General features: G+C 60.0%; 17 protein-coding genes. All 17 read left to right on the plus strand.

What is annotated here, in order from left to right:
* The first annotated feature begins 173 nt into the window (after positions 1 to 173).
* The 17 genes from J4E63_RS05340 to J4E63_RS05420 all read left to right on the plus strand — a co-directional run bounded on the left by J4E63_RS05340 (position 174) and on the right by J4E63_RS05420 (position 23,380).
* Positions 174 to 911 (plus strand): flagellar basal body rod protein FlgF, encoded by a 738-nt coding sequence (locus J4E63_RS05340; protein WP_060738660.1) that lies wholly within the window; start codon positions 174 to 176, stop codon positions 909 to 911.
* A gap of 49 nt (positions 912 to 960) precedes the next feature.
* Positions 961 to 1,746 (plus strand): flagellar basal-body rod protein FlgG, encoded by a 786-nt coding sequence (gene flgG, locus J4E63_RS05345; protein WP_092204530.1) that lies wholly within the window; start codon positions 961 to 963, stop codon positions 1,744 to 1,746.
* Positions 1,747 to 1,816: 70 nt separating this feature from the next.
* Positions 1,817 to 2,512 (plus strand): flagellar basal body L-ring protein FlgH, encoded by a 696-nt coding sequence (gene flgH, locus J4E63_RS05350; protein WP_207281310.1) that lies wholly within the window; start codon positions 1,817 to 1,819, stop codon positions 2,510 to 2,512.
* Between the two features lie 45 nt (positions 2,513 to 2,557).
* A complete protein-coding gene (locus tag J4E63_RS05355) occupies positions 2,558 to 3,628 on the plus strand; it encodes a flagellar basal body P-ring protein FlgI (RefSeq protein ID WP_161798353.1) in 1,071 nt (356 codons plus the stop codon).
* A 10-nt stretch (positions 3,629 to 3,638) separates the two neighbouring features.
* Positions 3,639 to 4,943, plus strand: coding sequence for a flagellar assembly peptidoglycan hydrolase FlgJ (gene flgJ / locus J4E63_RS05360; RefSeq protein ID WP_192259432.1), 1,305 nt, complete (start codon positions 3,639 to 3,641; stop codon positions 4,941 to 4,943).
* 10 nt (positions 4,944 to 4,953) lie between these two features.
* Entirely contained in the window at positions 4,954 to 7,020 is a 2,067-nt protein-coding gene (gene flgK / locus J4E63_RS05365; RefSeq protein ID WP_207281311.1) for a flagellar hook-associated protein FlgK, read from the plus strand.
* A 13-nt stretch (positions 7,021 to 7,033) separates the two neighbouring features.
* Positions 7,034 to 8,599 carry a flagellar hook-associated protein 3 gene (locus tag J4E63_RS05370; RefSeq protein WP_207281312.1) on the plus strand — a complete coding sequence of 522 codons (1,566 nt, stop codon included), beginning with the start codon at positions 7,034 to 7,036 and terminating at the stop codon, positions 8,597 to 8,599.
* Positions 8,600 to 8,708: 109 nt separating this feature from the next.
* Positions 8,709 to 12,290: a glycosyltransferase gene (locus J4E63_RS05375; protein WP_207281313.1), complete on the plus strand. Its 3,582-nt coding sequence runs from the start codon at positions 8,709 to 8,711 to the stop codon at positions 12,288 to 12,290.
* Positions 12,291 to 12,354: 64 nt separating this feature from the next.
* On the plus strand, positions 12,355 to 15,249 hold the full coding sequence (locus J4E63_RS05380) for a TIGR00180 family glycosyltransferase (protein WP_207281314.1): 2,895 nt from the start codon (positions 12,355 to 12,357) through the stop codon (positions 15,247 to 15,249).
* Positions 15,250 to 15,579: 330 nt separating this feature from the next.
* Complete coding sequence (locus J4E63_RS05385; protein ID WP_027912745.1) at positions 15,580 to 16,506, plus strand: ketoacyl-ACP synthase III; 927 nt, start codon at positions 15,580 to 15,582, stop codon at positions 16,504 to 16,506.
* A gap of 275 nt (positions 16,507 to 16,781) precedes the next feature.
* Positions 16,782 to 17,630: a flagellin domain-containing protein gene (locus tag J4E63_RS05390; protein ID WP_053178496.1), complete on the plus strand. Its 849-nt coding sequence runs from the start codon at positions 16,782 to 16,784 to the stop codon at positions 17,628 to 17,630.
* 72 nt (positions 17,631 to 17,702) lie between these two features.
* Positions 17,703 to 18,068 carry a flagellar protein FlaG gene (locus J4E63_RS05395; RefSeq protein WP_192259442.1) on the plus strand — a complete coding sequence of 122 codons (366 nt, stop codon included), beginning with the start codon at positions 17,703 to 17,705 and terminating at the stop codon, positions 18,066 to 18,068.
* Between the two features lie 82 nt (positions 18,069 to 18,150).
* Positions 18,151 to 19,581: a flagellar filament capping protein FliD gene (gene fliD, locus J4E63_RS05400; RefSeq protein ID WP_207281315.1), complete on the plus strand. Its 1,431-nt coding sequence runs from the start codon at positions 18,151 to 18,153 to the stop codon at positions 19,579 to 19,581.
* A gap of 131 nt (positions 19,582 to 19,712) precedes the next feature.
* Positions 19,713 to 20,108, plus strand: coding sequence for a flagellar export chaperone FliS (gene fliS / locus J4E63_RS05405; protein WP_060738652.1), 396 nt, complete (start codon positions 19,713 to 19,715; stop codon positions 20,106 to 20,108).
* An 11-nt stretch (positions 20,109 to 20,119) separates the two neighbouring features.
* Positions 20,120 to 20,416, plus strand: a complete 297-nt coding sequence (locus J4E63_RS05410; protein WP_072408529.1) for a flagellar protein FliT — start codon at positions 20,120 to 20,122, stop codon at positions 20,414 to 20,416.
* A gap of 169 nt (positions 20,417 to 20,585) precedes the next feature.
* Entirely contained in the window at positions 20,586 to 22,061 is a 1,476-nt protein-coding gene (locus tag J4E63_RS05415) for a sigma-54 dependent transcriptional regulator (RefSeq protein WP_003199076.1), read from the plus strand.
* Positions 22,062 to 22,171: 110 nt separating this feature from the next.
* On the plus strand, positions 22,172 to 23,380 hold the full coding sequence (locus tag J4E63_RS05420; RefSeq protein ID WP_207281316.1) for an ATP-binding protein: 1,209 nt from the start codon (positions 22,172 to 22,174) through the stop codon (positions 23,378 to 23,380).
* The last annotated feature ends 3 nt before the right edge of the window (positions 23,381 to 23,383 follow it).

Raw genomic sequence — 23,383 nt, forward strand, 5'->3', positions numbered from 1 at the left:
GGCATAACACCGCCGGTTTTTCGACTTCGACTCAACTGAACGGTGCCCTCTGAATCCCCAGAGCCCTTTGTTTCCAGGGCCTGGGCCCGCCAGAAAAAAGTTGGTCTGCAAATTGCTTGAGGCTGTGCAACACAGCAGTGGACGGCAAACGTCCGGCATGCAGAGGAACGACAGTGGACAAGTACCTTTATGTGGCAATGACCGGCGCCAGCCAGAACGCACTGGCGCAGCGGGCCCATGCCAACAACCTGGCGAACATCTCCACCAATGGTTTTCAGAAAGACCTGGAGCAGGCGCGCTCGATGCCGGTGTTCGGTGACAGCTTTCCGGCGCGGGCCTTTGCCCTGTCCGAGCGTCCCGCTACTGACTTCACCCCGGGCGCCCTGGTGGAAACCGGTCGTGACCTCGATGTTGCGGTGAGCGGGCCGGGCTGGATGGCCGTGCAGAACCCCGACGGCGGTGAAAGCTACGTGCGCACCGGCAGCCTCAATGTCGATGCCCTGGGCGTACTGCGGGCCGGCAACGGCATGCCGGTGATGGGCAACGGCGGTCCGATCGCTGTGCCGCCGGAACAGAAAATCGAAATCGGCCAGGACGGCACCATCAGCATTCGCGCCATGGGTGAGGGCCCGAGGGTGATGGCTGAAGTGGACCGCATCAAGCTGGTCAACCCGGACCTCAAGAACATGACCAAGGGCCTGGACGGCTCGATCCGTACCAAGGACGGCCAGCCGGCGCCCATCGATGCCAACGTGCAGTTGGTGTCGGGTTTCCAGGAGGCGAGCAACGTCAACGCCGTGGATGAAATGACTTCGGTGCTGGCCCTGGCCAAGCAGTTCGAGCTTCACGTGAAGATGATGAACACCGCCAAAGAAGGCGACGAGGCCATGGCTCGGGTCTTGCAGATCTAACCATTAATTAAAGCGTCGCGCCGAAAAACAGGCGTACGAGGAGAATCGAATGCTTCCGGCTCTATGGGTTGCCAAAACAGGTCTGTCCGCCCAGGACACCAACCTGACGACCATTTCCAACAACCTGGCGAACGTTTCGACCACGGGTTTCAAACGTGATCGCGCCGAGTTCCAGGACCTGCTGTATCAGGTAAAACGCCAGCCTGGCGCCCAGTCGACCCAAGACAGCGAATTGCCGTCGGGCCTGCAAGTGGGTACGGGTGTACGCATTGTCGGCACCCAGAAGAACTTCAACGCCGGCAGCCTGCAGACCACCGAGCAGCCGCTGGACATGGCCATCGACGGTCGCGGTTTCTTCCAGATCCTGCAGCCGGACGGCACCACGTCCTACACCCGTGACGGTACGTTCCACCTCGACTCCAACGGCCAGATCGTCAACGCCAGCGGTTTCGCCCTGGAACCGGCGGTCATCATTCCGAACGATGCCCAGACCTTTACCGTGGGCCGTGACGGCACCGTGTCCATCACCGTGGCGGGCAACCCGGCCGCCCAGGTGATCGGCAACCTGCAGACCGCCGACTTCATCAACCCGGCCGGCCTGCAAGCGGTGGGCAACAACCTGTTCCTGGAAACCGCCGCCAGTGGCGCGCCGCAAATCGGCACCCCGGGCCTGAACGGTTTCGGCACCACGCTGCAGAACACCCTGGAAACGTCCAACGTGAGCACCGTCGAGGAGATGGTCAACATGATCACCACCCAGCGTGCCTACGAGATGAACTCCAAGGTGATCTCCACCGCCGACCAGATGCTCTCGTTCGTTACGCAGAATCTGTAATCGTCACAACGTCCGTCACCACGTAGACAGGGCGGCCCCAGGGTCGCCTGCAACACCAAGAGGTAGGGTCATGAAACGCTTCGTATCTGTTCTGGCACTGAGTGGCATCACCGCACTCGCGGGCTGTGTCGCGCCGACACCCAGGCCCAATGACCCGTATTACGCTCCGGTGTTGCCACGCACGCCGTTGCCGGCTGCCGCCAACAATGGCTCGATCTACCAGGCCGGCTTCGAGCAGAACCTGTACAGCGACCGCAAGGCCTTCCGGGTTGGGGACATCATCACCATCACCCTGAACGAGCGGACCCAGGCCAGCAAGAACGCCAACTCGCAAATGGACAAGACCAGCAATACCAGCGTCGGCCTGACGTCGTTGTTCGGCTCCAGCCTGACCACCAACAACCCGATCGGCAGCAACGACCTGAGCCTCAACGCCGGTTACAGCGCCGACCGGGCCACCAAGGGCGACAGTCAGTCGGGCCAGAGCAACAGCCTGACCGGTTCGATCACCGTGACCGTCGCCGATGTGCTGCCCAACGGCATCATTGCCGTGCGGGGCGAGAAGTGGCTGACCCTCAACACCGGTGACGAGCTGGTGCGCATCGCCGGCATGGTTCGCGCCGATGACATCTCTACCGACAATACTGTTCCGTCAACTCGTGTGGCCGATGCACGCATTACCTATTCGGGCACCGGTGCCTTTGCCGATGCGAGTCAGCCAGGCTGGTTCGACCGTTTCTTCCTCAGCCCGAAGTTCCCTTTCTAGGTGGCCCAGTTGAATCTTAAGCAGCTGTTGATCGGTGCCCTGGTGATGTCCGCGGCCTTTACCGCTCAGGCCGAGCGTTTGAAGGACATCGCCAGCATTTCCGGTGTGCGTTCCAACCAGTTGATCGGCTACGGCCTGGTCGTGGGCCTGAACGGCACCGGTGACCAGACCACCCAGACCCCGTTCACCCTGCAGACCTTCAACAACATGTTGTCGCAGTTCGGCATCAAGGTGCCGGCCGGCTCTGGCAACGTGCAGTTGAAGAACGTTGCGGCGGTGTCGATCAGTGCCGATCTGCCGGCGTTCGCCAAGCCCGGTCAGCAAGTGGATATCACCGTTTCGTCCATCGGTAACTCCAAGAGCCTGCGTGGCGGTACGTTGCTGCTGACGCCGCTCAAGGGTATCGACGGCAACGTCTACGCCATCGCCCAGGGCAACCTGGTGGTGGGCGGTTTCGATGCCGAGGGTCGCGACGGTTCGAAGATCACCGTCAACGTTCCGTCGGCCGGTCGCATCCCCGGCGGTGCGTCGGTGGAGCGTGCGGTGCCGAGCGGTTTCAACCAGGGCAACAGCCTGACGCTGAACCTCAACCGTTCCGACTTCACCACCGCCAAGCGTATCGTCGACAAGATCAACGACATGCTTGGCCCAGGCGTGGCCCAGGCCATCGACGGTGGGTCGATCCGTGTCACCGCGCCGCTGGATCCGAGCCAGCGGGTCGACTATCTGTCGATCCTGGAGAACCTCGAGGTCGATCCGGGCCAGGCGGTGGCGAAAGTCATCATCAATTCGCGCACCGGCACCATCGTGATCGGCCAGAACGTCAAGGTTTCCCCGGCCGCCGTGACCCACGGCAGCCTGACCGTGACCATCACCGAAGATCCGATCGTCAGCCAGCCGGGGCCATTGTCCAACGGTCAGACCGCCGTGGTCCCGCGTTCGCGGGTCAATGCCGAGCAGGAAGCCAAGCCGATGTTCAAGTTCGGCCCGGGCACGACCCTGGATGAAATCGTCCGGGCGGTGAACCAGGTCGGCGCGGCGCCGGGCGACTTGATGGCCATTCTCGAAGCCTTGAAGCAGGCCGGCGCGTTGCAAGCCGACCTGATCGTGATTTGAGGGGCGAGTCATGGATATGCGCAAGGGCGCTTTGATCAGCGGAGATTCGGGTTCCTACTCGGACTTGAATCGCCTGAACCAGCTCAAGGTCGGCGACAAGAACAGCGACGGCAACCTGCGTAAAGTGGCGCAGGAGTTCGAATCGCTGTTCCTCGGTGAAATGCTCAAGTCCATGCGTTCGGCCACCGAGGCCTTGGGCAAGGACAACCCGATGAACACGCCTGAAGCCAAGCAATACCAGGAAATGTACGACCAGCAGTTGGCCGTCTCCATGTCCCGCGAGGGCGGCGGTATCGGCCTGGCCGATGTGCTGCTGCGCCAGATGTCGAAGAACAAGCCGCTGGCGCCCGGTGAGGCGGCGACGTTGTCGGCGGCCAAGCAGCAAGAGGCCCTGGACAAGGTCGCCAAGGCACCGGTCCCGACGCCGGTGGCGGCCGGGACCTTGCCCACCGACGGTCCGTTGTCGCGTACCAGTGGCCAGCGTCCGTTGTGGGCTTCGCGGGCCGTGAGTGCGCCGCAAGGCGCCGAGGGCGTCCACCGTAACGATATGGAATTGCTCAACCAGCGTCGCCTGGCCTTGCCGCCGAAACTGGCCGACCGCCTGCTCGCCGGGCTGGTGCCTTCGGCCTCGGCCAATGCCGATGTCCCTGCGCAGAACCTGCTGCCGGATCGTGCCATCGCCGCCGTCAAGCCGGCCACCGGCGAACTGGCCAATGGCGACTGGCTGGCCGCGCTCAAGGCTTCCGAGTCGAAAGGGGACATGCAGGTCTATGGTCGTGCCGTGGCCCAGCCACCGCTGGCACCGGCGCGCAAGGCCTTCCGCGATGCCGATGAATTCGTCAACGCCATGCTGCCAATGGCCAAGGAAGCCGCCGACCGCATCGGTGTCGACCCCCGTTACCTGGTGGCCCAGGCCGCCCTGGAAACCGGTTGGGGCAAGTCGGTGATGCGCCAGCCCGATGGCAGCAGCAGCCACAACCTGTTCGGCATCAAGGCCAGCGCCAACTGGAAGGGCGATTCGGCGCGGGCGATCACCAGCGAGTTCCGCAATGGTGCGATGGTCAAGGAGACGGCCGAGTTCCGTTCCTACGCCTCGTATCGCGACAGTTTCCATGACTTGGTCAACCTGCTGCAAAGCAACAGTCGCTATCAAGATGTGCTGAAGTCGGCCGATAACCCCGAACAGTTTGTACGCGAGTTGCAGAAGGCCGGTTACGCCACCGACCCGCACTACGCCAGCAAGATTTCGAACATAGCCCGGCAGATGACGAGTTACCAAAACTACGCTTCTGCAGGCGCCACCACGACTTTATAAGGTCTGAACCATGAGTTTGCTCAATATAGGGATGTCGGGTCTGTCAGCAAGCCAGACTGCGTTGGTGACCACGGGTAACAACATTGCCAACGTCGATACCGCAGGGTATTCGCGTCAGCAGACCGTGCAGACCACCAAGGCCTCCAACCAGTACGGCAACGTGTTCATTGGTTCCGGCACGACCCTGGCCGATGTGCGCCGGGTGTATAACGCCTTCCTTGAAGCACAACTGAAAACCACCACGTCGCTCAACAGTGACGCGGCGGCCTACCAAGGGCAGATCACTCCGCTCGACTCCCTGCTGTCGGACAGCGGCACCGGCCTCAACGGCGCACTGACCAAGTTTTTCGCCTCGGTGCAGAACGTCAACGCCAAGCCGGGTGACGATGCATCCCGGCAGTTGCTGCTCAGCGATGCCCAGGCCTTGAGCAACCGTTTCAATTCGATTTCCAACCAGTTGACGGAGCAGAGCCAGAACATCAATGGCAACCTGTCGAACATGGTCGACCAGGTCAATAACCTGGCGGCCACCGTTGCGCAGTTGAACAAGAAAATTTCCGAAGTCTCCAATGCCGGTGGCGCCCCCAACGACCTGCTCGATGCCCGCAGCGAAACCATTCGCCAACTGTCGACCTTCACCGGCACACAGGTTGTCGAGAACGGCAGCAGCCTGGACATCTACCTGGGCTCCGGTCAGCCGTTGGTAATGGGCAACATCGTCAATACCCTGGAAGCGGTGCCGGACAAGAACGATCCGGGGCGCATGGGCATCCAGCTCAACAGCGGTTCCAGCTCCATGGACCTGACGTCGGTGCTCACCGGCGGCGAGATCGGTGGCCTGATGCGCTACCGCAGTACCGTGCTCGACCCGGCCATGAACGAGCTGGGGCGCGTGGCCCTGGTGGTCGCCGACCAGATGAACAGCGTCCAGGCCTCGGGCATCGACATGAACGGGGCCTTCGGCTCCAACCTGTTCACTAACATCAACAGCGCCGCGCAGATCAGCCAGCGCAGCGTTGCGTCGTTGAACAACAGCGCCGGCTCCGGCAACTTCAACATCGCCATCAAAGACTCCGGCAAGCTGACCACCAACGACTACAAGGTGACGTTCACCAGTGGCACGGACTACACCGTCCAGCGCCTGCCGGACGGCACCTCGATGGGCGCGTTCAACACCGCGACCACGCCACCGCCGGTGATCGACGGTTTTTCGATGACGTTCGCCAACGGCACCGCCGTCGCTGGCGACTCGTTCAAGCTCACGCCGACCCGCAACGCGGCGACCAACATCAAGACCGAGATGACCGACTCCAAGCGGCTGGCGATTGCCGCGCCGTTGGGTGCCGCCATCGTGCCAGGGGGCAGCGGCACGCTGACCATCCCGGCCAGCGGTCAGCCGAGCATGACCACCAAGCTGGACATCTACGACGCAGCCACCACGACCATCATCCAGAACGGCATCAAGAACTCCATGCCGGTCAAGGTGGTGTTCGGCGCGACGTCCGCCGATGGCACCAGCCAGGCTTATCAATTGCTCGATGCCAAAGGTGTCCAGATCAGCAATGGCACGATCAAGCCCGGCGAAAGCAACACCTTGAACCTGAGTGTTCCGCTCAAGGACGCCAGTGGCAACCCGATCATGGATTCGTCCGTGCCGCCGGTACAACGCACCGTCACGTTCGACATGTCCATTGCCGGTGCTCCATCCAACGGCGCCTCGATCAATGTCAGCCTCAGCCAGGCCGGCAGCCTGGACAACCGTAACGGTACTGTCCTGGCCGGTTTGCAGACCGCCAAGACCGTCGACACCGGTTCGGCCAGCAAGGGTATTTCCCTGAACGATGCCTACGGCAAGCTGGTGGAAGGCGTCGGCGCCAAGGCCGCCCAGGGCAAGCTCGACAGCGCCGCCACTGGGGCGATCCTGGACAACGCCAAGACCGCTCGCGATTCGCTGTCGGGCGTGGACCTGGATGAAGAAACCGGCAACCTGGTCAAGTTCCAGCAGTACTACACCGCGTCTTCGCAGATCATCAAGGCTGCGCAACAAATCTTCAGCACATTGATCAACAGTCTTTAAGGAGCCGTAGCCCATGCGCATTTCCACCTCCCAGTTCTACGAAAGCACGGCTGCGAACTACCAGAAAAACTTCGCCAAGGTGGTCAAGACCAGCGAGGAAGCCAGCAGCCTGGTGCGCGTGAACACCGCCGCTGATGATCCGGTGGGCGCTTCGCGTCTACTGCAGTTGGGCAACCAGGCGTCGATGCTTTCCCAATATGAAGCCAACGTCACCACTATCAAGGCGACCCTGGGCACGACCGAAGCGGTCATGACCAGCATCGGCAACGTGCTGCAGCGCGCCAAGGAATTGGCCGTCAGTGCCGGTAACGCCGCCTACACCGACGCGGACCGTAAAGCGGTTGCCTCGGAATTGGGGTCGATCGAGGATCAGTTGCTGAGCCTGATGAACACCAAGGATGAAAACGGCAAATACATCTTTTCCGGTTCCAAGGGCGATGTCGTACCGTTCACCCGCAACGGCGATGGCACCTACAGCTACAACGGCGACCAGGTGACCCTGGATCTGCCGATCGGCGACACCATGTCGATGGCCACCAACAGCACCGGCTGGGAAGTGTTCCAACAAGCTGTCAACACCAGTCGCACCCAGGTCACCATGACTGCGCCGACGGTGGATGATGGTCGCGTGGTGCTGACCAATGGCCAAGTGTCGTCCAGCGTGACCTACAACAACCAGTTCCGCAGTGGCGAGCCGTACACAGTGGAGTTCGTCAGCGGCACCCAATTGAAAATCACCGACTCGGGTGGCAACGATGTGACCGCCGAAGCCAGCAAGGGCGGGGTCATCGAACCGAGTAACCAGATCGGGCAGACGGTGAGCTTTCGCGGTGTCGACCTGACCTTGAACGTCAACCTTCATGCGGGTGACGTTGCAGGCACGGTCTTGCCCGGCCACACGTTCACCCTGGCCGCCAAACCCGATACGTTCACTCCGGCCCGTGGCCCGGGCAACGCCACCGCGACCCAGGTCACCGGTAGCGCAATCACCGATCCGACGGCCTACCACGCCAGCTTCCCGACGGGAGCGGCGGTGCTGAAGTTCACCAGTGCCACGGATTTCGATCTGTACGCCGCGCCACTGACCGCTGACAGCAAACCGGTGTCCAGCGGCACCCTGGCGGGTAACGTCGCCACCGCATCCGGTGTGAGTTTCACCCTCAATGGTGCCCCGGCCGCCAACGATCAGTTCAACATCGCGGTCAATACCCACGAGACGCAGAACGTCCTGGACACTGTGAACCAGTTGCGGACTGCTTTGAACACGCCGGCCGATGGCGACAACATCGCCATCCAGAAACTGAATGCGTCACTGGCTTCGGCTATCGGTAACCTGGCCAGCGGCACTGACCACTTGACCAGTGCATTGAGTTCGGTCGGTGGTCGTGGCCAGTCGCTCGATACCCAGAGCGATACCAATCAGAGCTTTGTCCTCGCCAACTCGCAGACCCAGTCGGCGATTCGTGATTCCGACCCGGCCGAAGTGATGACGCGCCTGACCTTGCAGCAGACTATGCTGCAGGCGTCGCAGTTGGCGTTCAGCAAAATCACGCAATTGGGATTGTTCAACAAAATCTGATCCAGGGCCGGGACCGTGACGCTATAAGCGGTCCCTGACTCGTTCCTTATAAGATTCAGGACGTCCTGCTCTCGCCTGAGTTGACGCCCACCGGTTGAGAGCCAAGCGTGTGAAATCAGCTCCTCTTGTCAGCATTGCCATCCCCGCGTACCACCCACGCTTTTTCCGCCTCGCCTTGCAAAGCGCGCTCGAGCAGACCTACGAGAACCTGGAGATTGTCATCTGCGACGACTGCCGCACCGATGGCATCGAGCAGATTGTCCAGGAAGTTGGCATGGGCTCCACTGTTGCGGTGCGTTACCTGCGCAACCCGACCCGACTGGGGTTCCAGCAGAATCTGTTGCGTTGCCTTGAAGAGTCCCGGGGCGAGTTCATCAAGTTCCTGTGCGATGACGACCAGTTGCTGGCGTTCTGCGTCAGCCAGCAGGCGGCCATCTTGCAGGAGCATCCTCAAGTATCGCTGGTGATCAACAAGCATCATTTAATCGATGCCGACAACTATGCCTTGCCGATCCGCGTTGAAAATACGGGCATCACGCAGTTCGATGCGTTGTTCAACGGCAACGACATGCTGGCGTATTTTGAAAAGACCACCCGTAATATCCTCGGTGGTTTGAGTGGCGCATTGATGCGCCGCACAGATGTCGAGGCCTTGCTGCCAGCGTTGGCGCGGCCCGGTGAAGGCTTCGAGGCTGTCCTCGATTTTGCCTTGTTCATCTGCCTGTTGCGCCGCGGCAATATGGTCCAGCTTTATGCCGAGGGAAGCGGCCAGCGGTTGCATCCGGAGCGCCTGGCGCGTCAGGCCAAGATGCTTGAAGCGGCCACGGTGGAGCTGACCTGGCTCAAGGAAATGCTGGCCCAGCGCAGCGGCGAGCCGGCGCCAGCCAGTGGCTGGGTGCGTTACCAGTCGCTGGGGCAGCCCAAGGAACCAGGGGCGCCCGAGTGGGAAGAAATCAACGTCTATTCAGTCATTGCGACTCGCCAGGGCGTCATCGGCTCGCAAGTCGGCACGGACATCGAAAGCTACGCAGACCTCTATGCGCAGTGGCTGACATGTCGACGTTTCAGTCCATTGCGCAAGCAAGTCTTGTCCCGACAGATTGCCCGCTGGGCCTATCGGCCGATGATCGTTCCCGTCATCATCGATGAGCAGGACGATCCTTATGCGCTGGGTATTACCCTGCAGAGTATCGCTGCCCAAGCCTATGCCTGCGAATCGGTGCTGTTGCTGTCCAATGGGCGCCAGGCCGTGGACAACCATGTCCTGCGCCTTGGCCTGCAAGCGGACTGGGCGCAGCAGCTCAATGGGCTGTTGCCTCAACTGGACGGCGCCGACTGGTTCTACCTGCTGCGTGCCGGCGATCGCTTGACGGAGTCTGCGCTGCTGATCATGGCCGATCGGATTGTCAGCTCGCCGGTTGCTGCCTGTTTCTACAGCGATGAAGGTGCGCTGGTGGATGACAAGTCGGTGGAGCCGATCTTCAAACCCGACTTCAATCTCGACCTGATGCGCGGTTATCCCTATGTCGGTCGGACACTGGCTTTCGAGCGTGCCCGATTCCTGGCCTCGGGTGGATTCGATTCGAGCCTGGGCGAGTTGGCACCCCATGACTTGATCTGGCGGCTGGTGGAAACGGACGGGCCACAGGTCATTGGCCACATTCCTGAAGTCCAGGTCGAGTCGACGTTTTCGTTTGCCCAATGGCTGTCGTTGCCGGAAGTCATCGAGCAAAACGCCCGGCTGATCGAAGCTCATCTGCAGCGTATCGGCGTGCCTTACCGGCTTCACCCAGGACCGCTCCTGGCGTTGGTCCCGCGCATCGAATACCTATTCGACGAGCGACCCCTGGTGTCGATCGTCATCAGCATCAAGGATGACCTGGGCACGCTGGAGCGTTGCGTCAACAGCCTGATCAGCACGACCGCGTATCCGCATTACGAAATCATCATTGTCGATAACGCCAGTGAAAACGCCGAGCTGCAGCATTGGCTGCGGGCCATGGCCGAGCTGGGCAGTGAAAAGTTGCGAATATTCCTGCACCCGGAAAGCGGCAGCGAAGCGGTGATCCGCAACTTCGCCGTGCAGCATGCCCGTGGCGAATACCTGTTGTTGCTCAACCCCAATTGCATCGTTCTGGAAGCCGCCTGGCTGGATGAGTTGCTCAATCATGGGCAACGTCCCGAGGTCGGTATCGTGGGGCCTCGCACACTCAACCAGCAAGGCCGGGTCATCGACTCCGGCATGATCATGGGGCTGGGTGGGTTGGCGGGCAGGGCCTTCGTCAACGAGTCGGTCACGTCTGGCGGCTACATGCAGCGCTTGCAGACGGTGCAGAACTGGAGCGCTGTCGGCGATCACTGCCTGTTGGTGCGCAAGCAGGTTCTGGAAGAAGCCGGTGGGTTCGATGAGTCGATCACGACGCAGCGCATCAACGCTCTGGAGCTATGCCTGCAGGTCGGAAAAAACGGCTACCTGATCGTCACCACGCCTTACAGTGATGTCGTGCTGGTGTCCGGTGTGGAAGCCAGTCGCGATCCTTCGTGGAAGCAGCGGCTGGAACTCGAACAAGAGGCGTTCTATCAGCGCTGGCTGCCCAGGATCGCCAACGATCCTGCCTACAACCGTAACCTGACCCTGACCGGGAAAAGCTTCAGTCTCGAGCCCGGGCCACGCACCGGCTGGAATCCGCTGATCACCCGCAACGTCCCTTCGATCCTGGGGCTGGCGGTCAATACCTCGGCGGTGGGGCACTACCGGGTCAGCCAGCCGTTATTCGAACTGGAAGCGGCTGGGCGAATCGTGGGACGTGTTGCCTACGATACGCCCTCGATCATCGACATCGAGCGCCAGTCACCGGATGTGATCATCCTTCAGGGTCGCTATAACGTGGGTAAGTTCAAGGACATCGCTCAAGTCAAGACTTACTCCAACGCCATGCGCATCTACGAATTGGATGACTACATCGCCAGGGTCCCGGAAAAAAACGAACACCGCCGCAATATGCCGGACAACCTCGAGGACTTGCTGCGCCAAGGGATCGGCCTGTGTGATCGGGTCGTGGTCTCCACCCATCCGCTGGCGGACGTCTTGTCCAGCATGCACCACGACATCCGCGTCGTACCGAACATGCTGGCTGCGGGCCTGTGGAACCGGCTCAGAAGCCAGCGTGCAACCTCCAGCAAGCCGCGTATCGGTTGGGGAGGCGGCACCAGCCACCGTGGCGACCTGGAGCTGATCGCCGATGTCGTGCGGGAATTGGCTGATGAAGTCGAATGGGTGTTCTTCGGCATGTGCCCCGATTTGCTCAAGCCTTATGTCCATGAGTTTCATCCGGGCGTGAGCCTGGCGGCTTATCCGGCGAAGCTTGCCAGCCTGAACCTCGACCTGGCCTTGGCGCCGTTGGAGTTCCATATCTTCAACGACTGCAAGAGCAACCTTCGCCTGCTGGAATACGGTGCGTGCGGCTATCCGGTCATTTGTTCGGATACCGAGGCTTACCGGGGGCACCTGCCTTGTACCCGGGTCCTCACCAACAGCACCGAAGAATGGCTGGAGGCAATCCGTATGCACCTGGCGGATCCGATTGCCAGCTACCGGATGGGCGACGAATTACGTGAAGTGGTGCTGCGCGACTTTATCTTGCGCGGCGATAACCTGCAGTACTGGGCCAATGGTTGGCTACCGGATTGAGAGTTTCAACTCACGAAACTCCCGGTGTCGCTGATGCGGTCACCCCACTTGTTAAGGAATGAATATGCAAAGCAATGTCCCAACAGGATCGACTGCGCCGTTGAATGAACGGTTTACCCTGGTGCTGCTCGCTCACGACCAGTCGACTGCCCTGCGGCGGGCGTTGCGCCATTATCGCGACAGTTCGTTCGCCGTACTGGTGATCGACTCGTCGAGCCTGGTCGACGCTGATATCAAGGCAGCGTTCCCCGCTGTGCAATACCTGCACGCGCCCACGGCCATTGGTTTCGGCGACAAGGTTCGCCAGGCCGTCGAGCGCGTCGCCACGCCTTACCTGGCGATAGCCGAAGCCGAGACTTTCCTGCTGCCGCCGGCGCTGGAACAGGCGTTGAATTTCCTGGAAACGCACGCTGACTACAGTGCCTGCCAAGGCTACAGCCTGGCGTTCGAGGCCCATGCCGATCGTGTCGACTATTACTTGCTCGATCGCAAGGGCTGTGAGGATTATTCCGGCCCATCGGCCGAAGCCCGGCTGGCCGTGTTTGCCGAGGATTGCCCGTCCCTGGTGAATGCCCTCACGCGCACTGAAACCCTGCGGCGCAGTTACGCTGCGTTGCCTGCCGGTTTTGATTCGCGGTTGCAGGAGGCCGGTCATTGCTATGGGGTGGTGGCGGATGCCAGGGTTCGCTTGCTGGACATTCCTTATGGCCTGCATGAACGTAGCCGCGTGGCGAAGCCACAGAGCCAGGTTGCCATGGCGCCAGGCTCCGTGGACTTGCGTGCGGTCGCTGAGCAGGAGCGTTTTGCCACGGCCTTGGCCAGTGCCTTCGGTACGGATGCCCCGGTGCGGGACTATGCCAAGGTCATCGTCAAGAAACTGGACGAGCGTTCAGTGCCACAGACCAGGAAACTGTTCGAGTCGATCTGGGATTCGCGGCGTGGCGAGCCGGTCCGTCGTTTCGAACCGACGCAATACGTCGAGATGCCGTTCTACAACCAGGCTTTTTTCGATGTGCTCACTTCGCTGGAATTCCTGCTGCATGCGGCGCCAAGCGGGCAGGTGCAGTTGAAAGAGCTGGAAGCGGTCATGCTCAAGCAGAAGGAGCTGTCTCGCCCCCAGCGCAACACCAGCGCCGAGCCGCTTGATGAACAGCTGGCGAGGGCTTTCCTGAGCTATGCGTTCAACCAGGATCTGGTGAAGCAACTGCTGGAGGTCATGCAGGCCAAGGGTGACAAGCGCTACGTGCAAATGCTCCAGGCCTGGGACCAACGGCTCAAGGCGGCGGCGTTTGAAAATACCGCCAGGTTGTTCGACACCATGCATTCCGGTCAATTGCTGCGCTGGCTCGAAGCACGTGAACCGAGTGCCAGGGAAGCCCGGAAAGTGTCTGAGTACCTGGCTGCTCGCAACGGTGGCCCTACGTTCGGCATTTTGATCCTGGATTTGGACGCCGACATTTTCAAGATGCAGGCCACCTTCGACAGCGTGCTCAATGGCTATTGCCGGGCATTCAAGATTGTTGTTTTCACCACCGGCGACCTGCCGGCCGAGACGACGCCAAAGCAAGTCCTGCATTTCGTCAAAGTCAACGAAAGCAATTACATCGACAAAATCAATCAGGTTGTCAGCCAGAGCGATTGCGATTGGATGGTCATGGTCGAGGCCGGCGATGAATTGACCCCCGGCGGGCTGTTCCGCGCGGGGGTGGAATTGCTGGCCGCGCCGCAATGCCAGGCCGTGGCAATGGACGAGTTCCAGCGCCAGCCTGACGGGACCCTGGCCGATGTCTTCCGGCCAGGGTTCAACCTTGACTTGCTGCAAAGCGCCCCGGCGTTGATGGCCCGTCATTGGCTGGTACGCCGCGAGACGTTGGTGAAACTCGGCGGTTATTCGCGCGAGTTCAAGAACGCCATGGAGTTCGACCTGTTGTTGCGTCTGATCGAGCAGGACGGCCTGGAGGGGCTTGCCCATCTGGATGAGCCTCTGCTGGTTTGCCAGGCGCCTCCAGTGGAGGATAACGCCGATGAGCGCAAGACATTGCTGCGTCATCTGGCGGTTCGTGGCTATCAGGCCGATGTGAGTGCGGTCGTGCCGGGCACGCATAAAATCGACTACCGCTTTGCCGAGCGTCCCATGGTGTCGATCATTGTCCACGGTGCCTGCGACCTGACGACCCGACAACGTTGCCTGCTCAGCGTCCTGCAGCGCACGCGATATCAGCGCTACGAGGTATTGCTCTGTGCCGCCGCGGCAGACAATGCTGTGCTGCGTACCTGGCTCCCGGGGCAGGGGCACCAGGCAAGTCGTGTGCGCCTGTTGGATATCGAACCAGGCATGGCGACGGGCGCATTGATCAACGCTGCCAGTCAGGAGGCCAAGGGCGACTATCTGGTGACGCTGGCGGCAGACAGTGAAGTGGTCAACGTCAACTGGATCGAGTCGCTGCTCAACCAGGCCTTGCGTCCGGAAGTCGGCGTGGTCGGTGCCAAGCTGGTCGAGCGCGACGGACGTATCACCCAGGCGGGCCTGATTCTGGGCTTGAACGACGAGGTCGGCTCGGCATTCGTGGGCGAGCCGAAGACTGCCAGAGGCTACATGAACAGGTTGGTCGTCGAGCAGAACTGTTCGGCGGTGTCGTTTGCCTGCCTGATGATTTCCAAGCAACTGTTCGAAGCGGCTGACGGCATAGACAGCGATTTGTTCGACGATGCCTTGGGTGATGTGGACCTGTGCCTCAGGGTCGGCCAGGCCGGTTACCTGACGGTATGGACGCCGCATGTGCAGGTTATCCAGTCCGGCGTGCTGGCGAGTACGCCACAGGCGCGTGCGGCGCTGCGTGAGAAATGGTCCGCGGTGTTCGCTCAGGATCGGTTCTACAGCGGTAACCTGGCGCTGCAAGGCGCAGGTTTCGCCCTGGGGCCGGTGCGCAACGTACCCTGGACCGACTTGTTGGTATAACCCCGCCTTCCGAGGCGAGCCATCGACGCTGGCAGGTAAAACCTGCCGGCGCTCTCGCCCAATTGCACCGCCATCCTCAAGATTCCTGTCCAGCATCCAGTACTGTCGTGGAAAATGACACGGCTTCGTTTGTCATGAAAAAATGCCCCTTCAGGACAAAACAGCGTGACGCATAGGTCATAAAGTGCATCTTCACTGTATTGTATTCCCCGGAGTGGAGGCCTGTTCGTTCGCCTGATAAGGCGTCCGCCCTTGGAAATCAACCATTTTTGACGCGCCCCTGAGCTTTTGGGGGTGAACCTAGTCGCAGTTCATGATCGGGAAGCCATGATGATTGGCATAAAAAGCATAGCGAGTTATGTGCCGACCGCTGGTGTGGATAACTACGCTCAGGGTGCCAAATTCGAGAAGGATGAAGAGTTCATCCTTGGCAAGATTGGTTCGGCGTTCCTGCCGCGCAAAGACGCTGACCAGGAAACCTCGGACCTGTGTGTCGAAGCAGTGAATGCATTGTTCGCCAACAACCCGCAGCTTTCGCGCGAATCCATCGACGCGTTGATCGTTGTCACCCAGAACGGTGATGAAGAAGGGCTGCCGCACACGGCCGCCATCGTGCAGGACAAGCTCGGGTTGCCGACCCATGTGGCGGCGTTCGATATATCGCTGGGCTGCTCGGGCTACGTATACGGCATCTATGCCCTGAAAGGCTTCATGGAGGCCGCTGGGTTGAAGAACGGGTTGCTGGTGACCGCCGACCCGTATTCGAAAATCGTCGACCCTGAAGACCGCAACACCACCATGTTGTTCGGCGATGCCGCCACGGCTACCTGGATGGCCGAGGGCGCCAGCTGGCAGTTGGGCAAGGCCAAGTTCGGCACCGATGGTTCCGGCGCGCCACACCTGAAGGTCAGTGACGGGGTGTTTTTCATGAACGGTCGTCAGGTGTTCAACTTTGCCTTGCTGAAAGTACCGGCTCATTTGCACGAACTGCTGGACGAATCCTCATTGCAAGCCAGCGACATCGACGCATTCTGCATCCACCAGGGCAGTGCGGCGATTGTCGATGCCGTGGCGCGGCGTTTCGAGGGTGAGCCTGAGAAATTCATCAAGGACATGGTCGAGACCGGCAATACCGTGTCGTCGAGCATTCCGCTGCTGCTGGAAAAGCATGTTCTGGATGCCGACTGGAAGCGCGTGGCGATCAGCGGTTTCGGTGTGGGCCTGTCGTGGGGCTCGGCGATTCTGTATCGCGATTGATCGAATCACGTTCTTCCAATAGCGCTTCAGGTTGGCCTGTGGCGCTTTTTTTTTGCCCGCGACATTGTTCTGCGGTTTATTGACGCCATTTTTCGGGCCTTCCCCCATGGCTAAACCCTTGTTTCACAAGGGGTGGCAGTCTGCTAGCAAATTTTTTGAAAAAAGCCCTCAAGCAAGTTCCCAATCCGACGATAACTATTACGAAGGTTCTCTAGGCCACACCCGGCGGTTGCCAGGGCCGGAAGCCGCAGTACCCAACCAACGAGGAATTCGTCATGGCTTTAACAGTAAACACTAACGTCACATCGTTGAACGTTCAGAAGAACCTGAACAAGGCTTCCGATGCTCTGTCCACTTCGATGACCCGCCTGTCTTCCGGCCTGAAAATCAACAGCGCCAAAGACGACGCCGCCGGCCTGCAGATCGCTACCCGTATGACCTCGCAAATCCGCGGTCAGAACATGGCGATCAAAAACGCCAACGACGGTATCTCCATGGCGCAGACCGCTGAAGGCGCGATGCAGGAGCAGACCAACATTCTGCAACGTATGCGTGAACTGGCCATCCAGTCTCGTAACGACAGCAACAGCGCAGATGACCGTATCGCTCTGAACAAAGAGTTCTCGCAGATGAGCGACGAACTGACCCGTATCGCCAACAGCACCAACCTGAACGGCAAGAACCTGATGGACGGCACCGCGAGCACCATGACCTTCCAGGTCGGTGCTGAAAACGGTTCTGACAACCAGATCACCCTGACTCTGAGCGCCAGCTTCGACGCCGCCACCCTGGGTGTTGACTCGGCAATCACCATCGTTGGTTCCGACAGCGCTACTTCGGAAACCAACTTCTCGGCCGCCATGGATGCAATCACCAGCGCGATCGACACCATCAACAGTGCTCGTGCCGACCTCGGTGCTGCCCAGAACCGTCTGAACAGCACCATCTCCAACCTGCAGAACATCAACGAAAACGCCAGTGCTGCACTGGGTCGCGTACAAGATACCGACTTCGCTGCTGAAACTGCACAACTGACCAAGCAGCAGACTCTGCAGCAAGCGTCTACCTCGGTTCTGGCCCAGGCCAACCAACTGCCATCCGCTGTACTGAAGCTGCTTCAGTAATAGCTGGATGAGTTTTAGCGGGGGAGTGCGCTTGCGTGCTCTCTCGCTTTTTCCGTTCAAGAGGTGATGGACATGGATATGAGCGTGAAGCTGAACTTGTCTTATCCAGCGGCGAAGCCGGCACCTACAGTGGCCGACAAGCCCGTGGAGAAGCCTCAAGCCGAAGTTGCTACCGTGACCCCGGTCAAGGAAACTCCTAAGGACGCTGCCGCCGAGCAGGACAAACTCAAGAAGGCCGTTCAGGAAATCGAGAAGTTCGTCCAGTCGGTCAAGCGCAACCTGGAGTTTTCTATTGATGAGCCTTCAGGCAAAGTAGTGGTCAAAGTAATTGCCAGTGGTTCCGGTGAAGTGATTCGCCAGATCCCGAACGAAGAAGTTCTGAAACTGGCCAACAGTTTGAATGATGCAAACAGCTTGTTGTTCAGCGCCGAAGCCTGACAACCGGCACGAATTTTGTTGTTATGTTCTTTTGGGCGTTGTAAAGGTCAAAAGGCCGGCGACACACTGAAGGGAGTCCCACATGGCAAGTCCAATTCTACCTGGCTTGGGTCTAGGCTCTGGCCTTGATACCACCGCGATCGTCAAGGTACTGGTCGATTCCGACAAGGCTGCCAAGCAAGGTCAGATCACCCGAGCGACGACGAAGACTAACGACAGTATCTCCGGGGTGGGAACCCTGAAGTCGTTGCTGGCGGCGTTCAAGACCGCCATGAAGGACTTGTCCAGCACCACGACCCCGCAATTCTCGGGTTTTGCTGCCACATCCTCCGCTCCAGGTGTTGTCACGGCTACCGCCGGCAACTCGGCGGTGAATGGCACTTACGCAATCAAAGTCACAAACCTTGCCACGGCGTCCAAGGTCACCTCGGCGGCCTTTGCCGGGGGGGCGACCAGTGCCATCCCCACCGGCACGCTGACGATCGCGCAGAAGGGGGTCAACTACAACCTCAATGTGCCAGATGGTTCGACCTTGCAATCGGTTCGCGACGCGATCAATGCCGACACTTCGCTCAAGGCCGCCGGTGTCAGTGCCAACATCGTGACCGACTCGTTCGGATCGCGCCTGGTACTGGGTTCCAGCACTACCGGTGCAGGTTCCGACATCTCGGTGAGCGGCATCGCGGGGCTGGAGATCGATGGAACGAATGTCGTAGGTGCCGGCAATACTCCGCTGACGGCTACCTCGGCGGGTGCCATCGGTGCTTTGGCCCTGGATGCCAATTTCTCTGTCGATGGCATGGTGCTGACCAGCAAGAGCAATACGGTAAGCACGGCGATTTCCGGATTGACGTTGAATTTGGTCGGAGTGGCAGGCGACGGCACTTCAACCCTAACGGTGGCGCCGAACAACGACGGCCTGAAAGCCTCGATCCAGAAATTCGTCGATGCCTATAACGCGATCGCCAATAGCGTCACCGCACTGACCAAGCCGTCGCTCGACGATGATGGGAAGCTGACGGTGTCGGCAAAATTGACTGGTGATGCGTTGCCTCGCGCGCTGCTGGCATCGATTCGAACGCCTTTGTCTGAAACCGGCGCTGGCGACAAGCTGACGTCGCTGGCCCAGTTGGGTATTACCACCGATCAGAAGACGGGCGCATTGAACTTCGACACCACCAAGTTCAGCGCGGCGATGAACGACAAGAAGCTCAGCGGTGAAGTCCAGACGTTGTTCACGGGCACCAATGGCCTGCTGGAGCGCATGGGCAAGGCGATCGAACCCTACAGCCAGACGGGTGGTATCCTCGATCAACGGAGCACGACGCTGACCAGGACCCAGACCCGCCTGAAGAACGATCAGGAGGCCCTGGATCGCCGGGTCGTGACCCTGACCGCCACGCTGACCAAAAAGTACAACGACATGGACGCCTTGGTCGGCAAGTTGAAGGCCACTGCCAGCAATATCACCTCGATGTTTGAAGCAATGGCGGCGCAACAGAAAAACAGCTGATTTTCGACCGATGCAAAAAGCCCGGCAGCGTTTTGACAACGTTCCGGGCTTTCGGCTTTTCGGTCTAAAGTTTTTTGACGCAGCGTCGATACGCTGTTTATACGAACCGAAGTTTTTTGATGAGGTAGAACATGAATCCGATGTTAGCCCTTCGCCAATACCAGAAGATTGGCGCCCAGGCGCAAACCTCCGAAGCAAGTCCCCATCGTCTTGTACAGATGCTCATGGAAGGGGGGCTGGATCGTATCGCCCAGGCCAAGGGCGCGATGGAGCGCAAGGATATTGCAAATAGAGGCATCCTGATCAGCAAGGCCATCGGCATCGTCGGTGGTTTGCGTGAAGGCCTGGACCTGGAAAACCAGGCCGAGTCGGTCGCTGAATTGGATGCTCTTTACGCTTACATGATGAAACGTCTGGCCGAAGCCAACGTCAAGGCCGATCCGAAGATCCTCGACGAAGTCGCCGATCTGCTTCGTACGGTCAAGGAAGGCTGGGATGCCATTGCCGCGCCTGGTCCGCAATTCTAAGGAGTGCTCTCATGAGTCTTGTCCTGCAGCGAATCGAACACACCCGTGATGCCCTGGTCGATGCCTTGGCTGAGCGCAACTGGGAGGCCATCGGACAATTGGACCTGGCCTGCCGTTCCTGCATGGAAGACGTCCTGAGCGAGTCCGAGGTGGATGAGGCGGCGTTGCGTAATAACCTTGAGGAGTTACTGGGGGTGTATCGGCAATTGCTGGAGGCGGCCACAGGAGAGCGTCAGGCGATCGTCGACGAGATGCAACAGATCCATCAAGCACAGAACGCCGCAAAGGTTTACCATCTGTTCGGTTAATGCTCAGTTAATCCGAGCCCGTTGCGCCATAAATTTGACTGTGCACGGTTTTTTGACTTAACTAGTAGCTGTTTACAGATTTAAGGCGTCTACAGGCATGACAAGTCTGCAAGCGTCTAGCTTGCCCCCTAATTTCGGGCATTGGGTTGACTAGGGAAGTTGCTATTGCATGTGGCGTGAAACCAAAATTCTCCTGATCGATGACGATAGCGTTCGGCGCCGCGACCTGGCGGTGATCCTGAATTTTCTTGGCGAAGAAAATTTACCCTGCGGAAGCCATGATTGGCAGCAGGCTGTCGGCTCATTGTCGTCCAGTCGTGAAGTCATCTGTGTCCTTATCGGGACCGTAAATGCTCCCGCAACGCTTTTGGGCTTGCTAAAGACACTCTCAACCTGGGATGAGTTCCTTCCGGTTTTGTTAATGGGCGAAAATTCTTCCCTTGACTTGCCTGAAGACCAGCGCCGCCGGGTACTTTCCACGCTCGAAATGCCGCCCAGCTACAGCAAGCTGCTCGATTCGCTGCACCGCGCGCAGGTTTATCGCGAGATGTACGATCAGGCTCGCGAGCGCGGCAGGCATCGCGAACCCAACCTGTTCCGCAGCCTCGTCGGCACCAGCCGGGCGATCCAGCACGTGCGCCAGATGATGCAGCAGGTCGCCGATACCGACGCCAGCGTGCTGATCCTGGGCGAGTCGGGCACCGGCAAGGAAGTGGTCGCACGCAACCTGCATTACCACTCCAAGCGTCGCGAAGCGCCGTTCGTGCCAGTCAACTGTGGTGCAATCCCGGCCGAGTTGCTGGAAAGCGAACTGTTTGGCCATGAGAAAGGCGCCTTCACCGGCGCGATCACCAGCCGCGCCGGGCGTTTCGAACTGGCCAACGGCGGTACGCTGTTTCTCGACGAGATCGGCGACATGCCGTTGCCGATGCAGGTCAAGCTGTTGCGGGTCCTGCAGGAGCGCACCTTCGAACGCGTGGGCAGCAACAAGACCCAGAGCGTCGATGTGCGCATCATTGCCGCCACGCACAAGAACCTCGAGAGCATGATCGAGGTCGGCAGTTTCCGCGAAGACCTCTATTACCGCCTCAATGTTTTCCCGATCGAAATGGCGCCACTGCGTGAGCGCGTCGAAGACATCCCGTTGCTGATGAACGAACTGATCTCGCGCATGGAGCACGAAAAGCGCGGTTCTATCCGCTTCAATTCGGCGGCGATCATGTCCCTGTGTCGCCATGGTTGGCCGGGCAACGTCCGCGAGCTGGCCAACCTGGTGGAGCGCATGGCGATCATGCACCCGTACGGGGTGATCGGCGTGAATGAGTTGCCGAAGAAATTCCGCTACGTCGACGACGAAGACGAGCAAATGGTCGACAGCCTGCGCAGCGATCTGGAGGAGCGGGTGGCGATCAACGGTCACACGCCGGACTTCACCGCCAATGCCTTGCTGCCACCCGAAGGCCTGGATCTCAAGGATTACCTGGGAGGCCTTGAACAAGGGCTGATCCAGCAGGCGCTGGACGATGCCAACGGTATCGTGGCCCGCGCGGCAGAACGCCTGCGCATCCGTCGTACCACCCTGGTGGAGAAGATGCGCAAGTATGGCATGAGCCGTCGCGAAGGAGATGAACAGGCGGATGATTGACGCCTGTTTTCCAACCGTCTGATTCTTGGGCGGTTTTTTTTCGGCACGGGTATTGCTATAGCCCTCGCAACGTTCCGTTTAACTGACGGTCAGCCAAGCGAGAGAGCACGATGACCCAAGCCGCCCAGATGTCTCCTGTCCCCGAACCGGGACACATGCCGTCCGCCGAACAGGCAGGCCGGCTTGGACTTGAGCAGGCATTTTCGCTGTTCAGCCAGATGTCCAGCCAACTGACTGACTCCTACAGCCTGCTCGAAGCCCGGGTCACCGAGCTCAAGGGCGAGTTGGCCGTGGTCAGCGCCCAGCGCATGCAGGAGCTGGCGGAAAAGGAGCGCCTGGCCAATCGTCTGCAAAATCTCCTCGATCTGTTGCCCGGTGGCGTGATCGTCATCGACGCCCACGGCCGTGTGCGCGAAGCCAACCCGGCGGCCTGCGAATTGCTCGGCCTGCCGTTGGAAGGCGAGCTGTGGCGGCACGTCATCGCCCGCTGCTTTGCGCCCCGGGACGACGACGGCCATGAAGTGTCCCTCAAGGACGGCCGGCGCCTGTCCATCTCGACGCGCTCGCTGGACGCCGAGCCTGGGCAGTTGGTGCTGCTCAATGACTTGACTGAAACCCGTCATCTGCAAGACCAGTTGGCTCGCCACGAGCGCCTGTCCTCCCTGGGGCGGATGGTGGCTTCGCTGGCCCACCAGATTCGTACGCCGCTTTCCGCCGCTCTGCTCTATGCCAGTCACCTGACCGAGCAGCAATTGCCGATGGAAACCCAGCAACGCTTCGCCGGGCGCTTGAAAGAGCGCCTGCACGAGCTGGAGCACCAGGTGCGCGACATGCTGGTGTTCGCTCGCGGTGAGTTGCCGTTGACCGACCGTGTCACCCCCAAGGCCTTGTTGCAATCGCTGCAGGCCGCGGCGTTGACCCATGTGCAGGAGCTGCCGATCCGCTGGCAGTGTGACAGCCATGTCGGTGAAGTGCTGTGCAACCGCGACACACTGGTGGGCGCGGTGTTGAACCTCATCGAAAACGCGATCCAGGCCAGCGGCGGCGACGTCCGGCTGAAAGTGCACTTGTACACACGCGACAACACCTTGCGCCTGTCCGTCAGCGATAACGGCAGCGGTATCGAGCCGGCCGTGCTGGCGCGCCTGGGTGAGCCATTCTTCACCACCAAGACCACCGGCACGGGCCTGGGCCTGACCGTGGTCAAGGCCGTGGCTCGTGCTCATCAGGGAGAATTGCAATTGCGCTCGCGGTTGGGCCGTGGCACTTGTGCGACGGTGTGCTTGCCGCTGTTTTCCAATGCGCCAGGGGTGGAGTGAGAG

This window comes from Pseudomonas sp. FW300-N2F2 (assembly GCF_017351655.1).
GTDB lineage: Bacteria > Pseudomonadota > Gammaproteobacteria > Pseudomonadales > Pseudomonadaceae > Aquipseudomonas > Aquipseudomonas fluorescens_AA.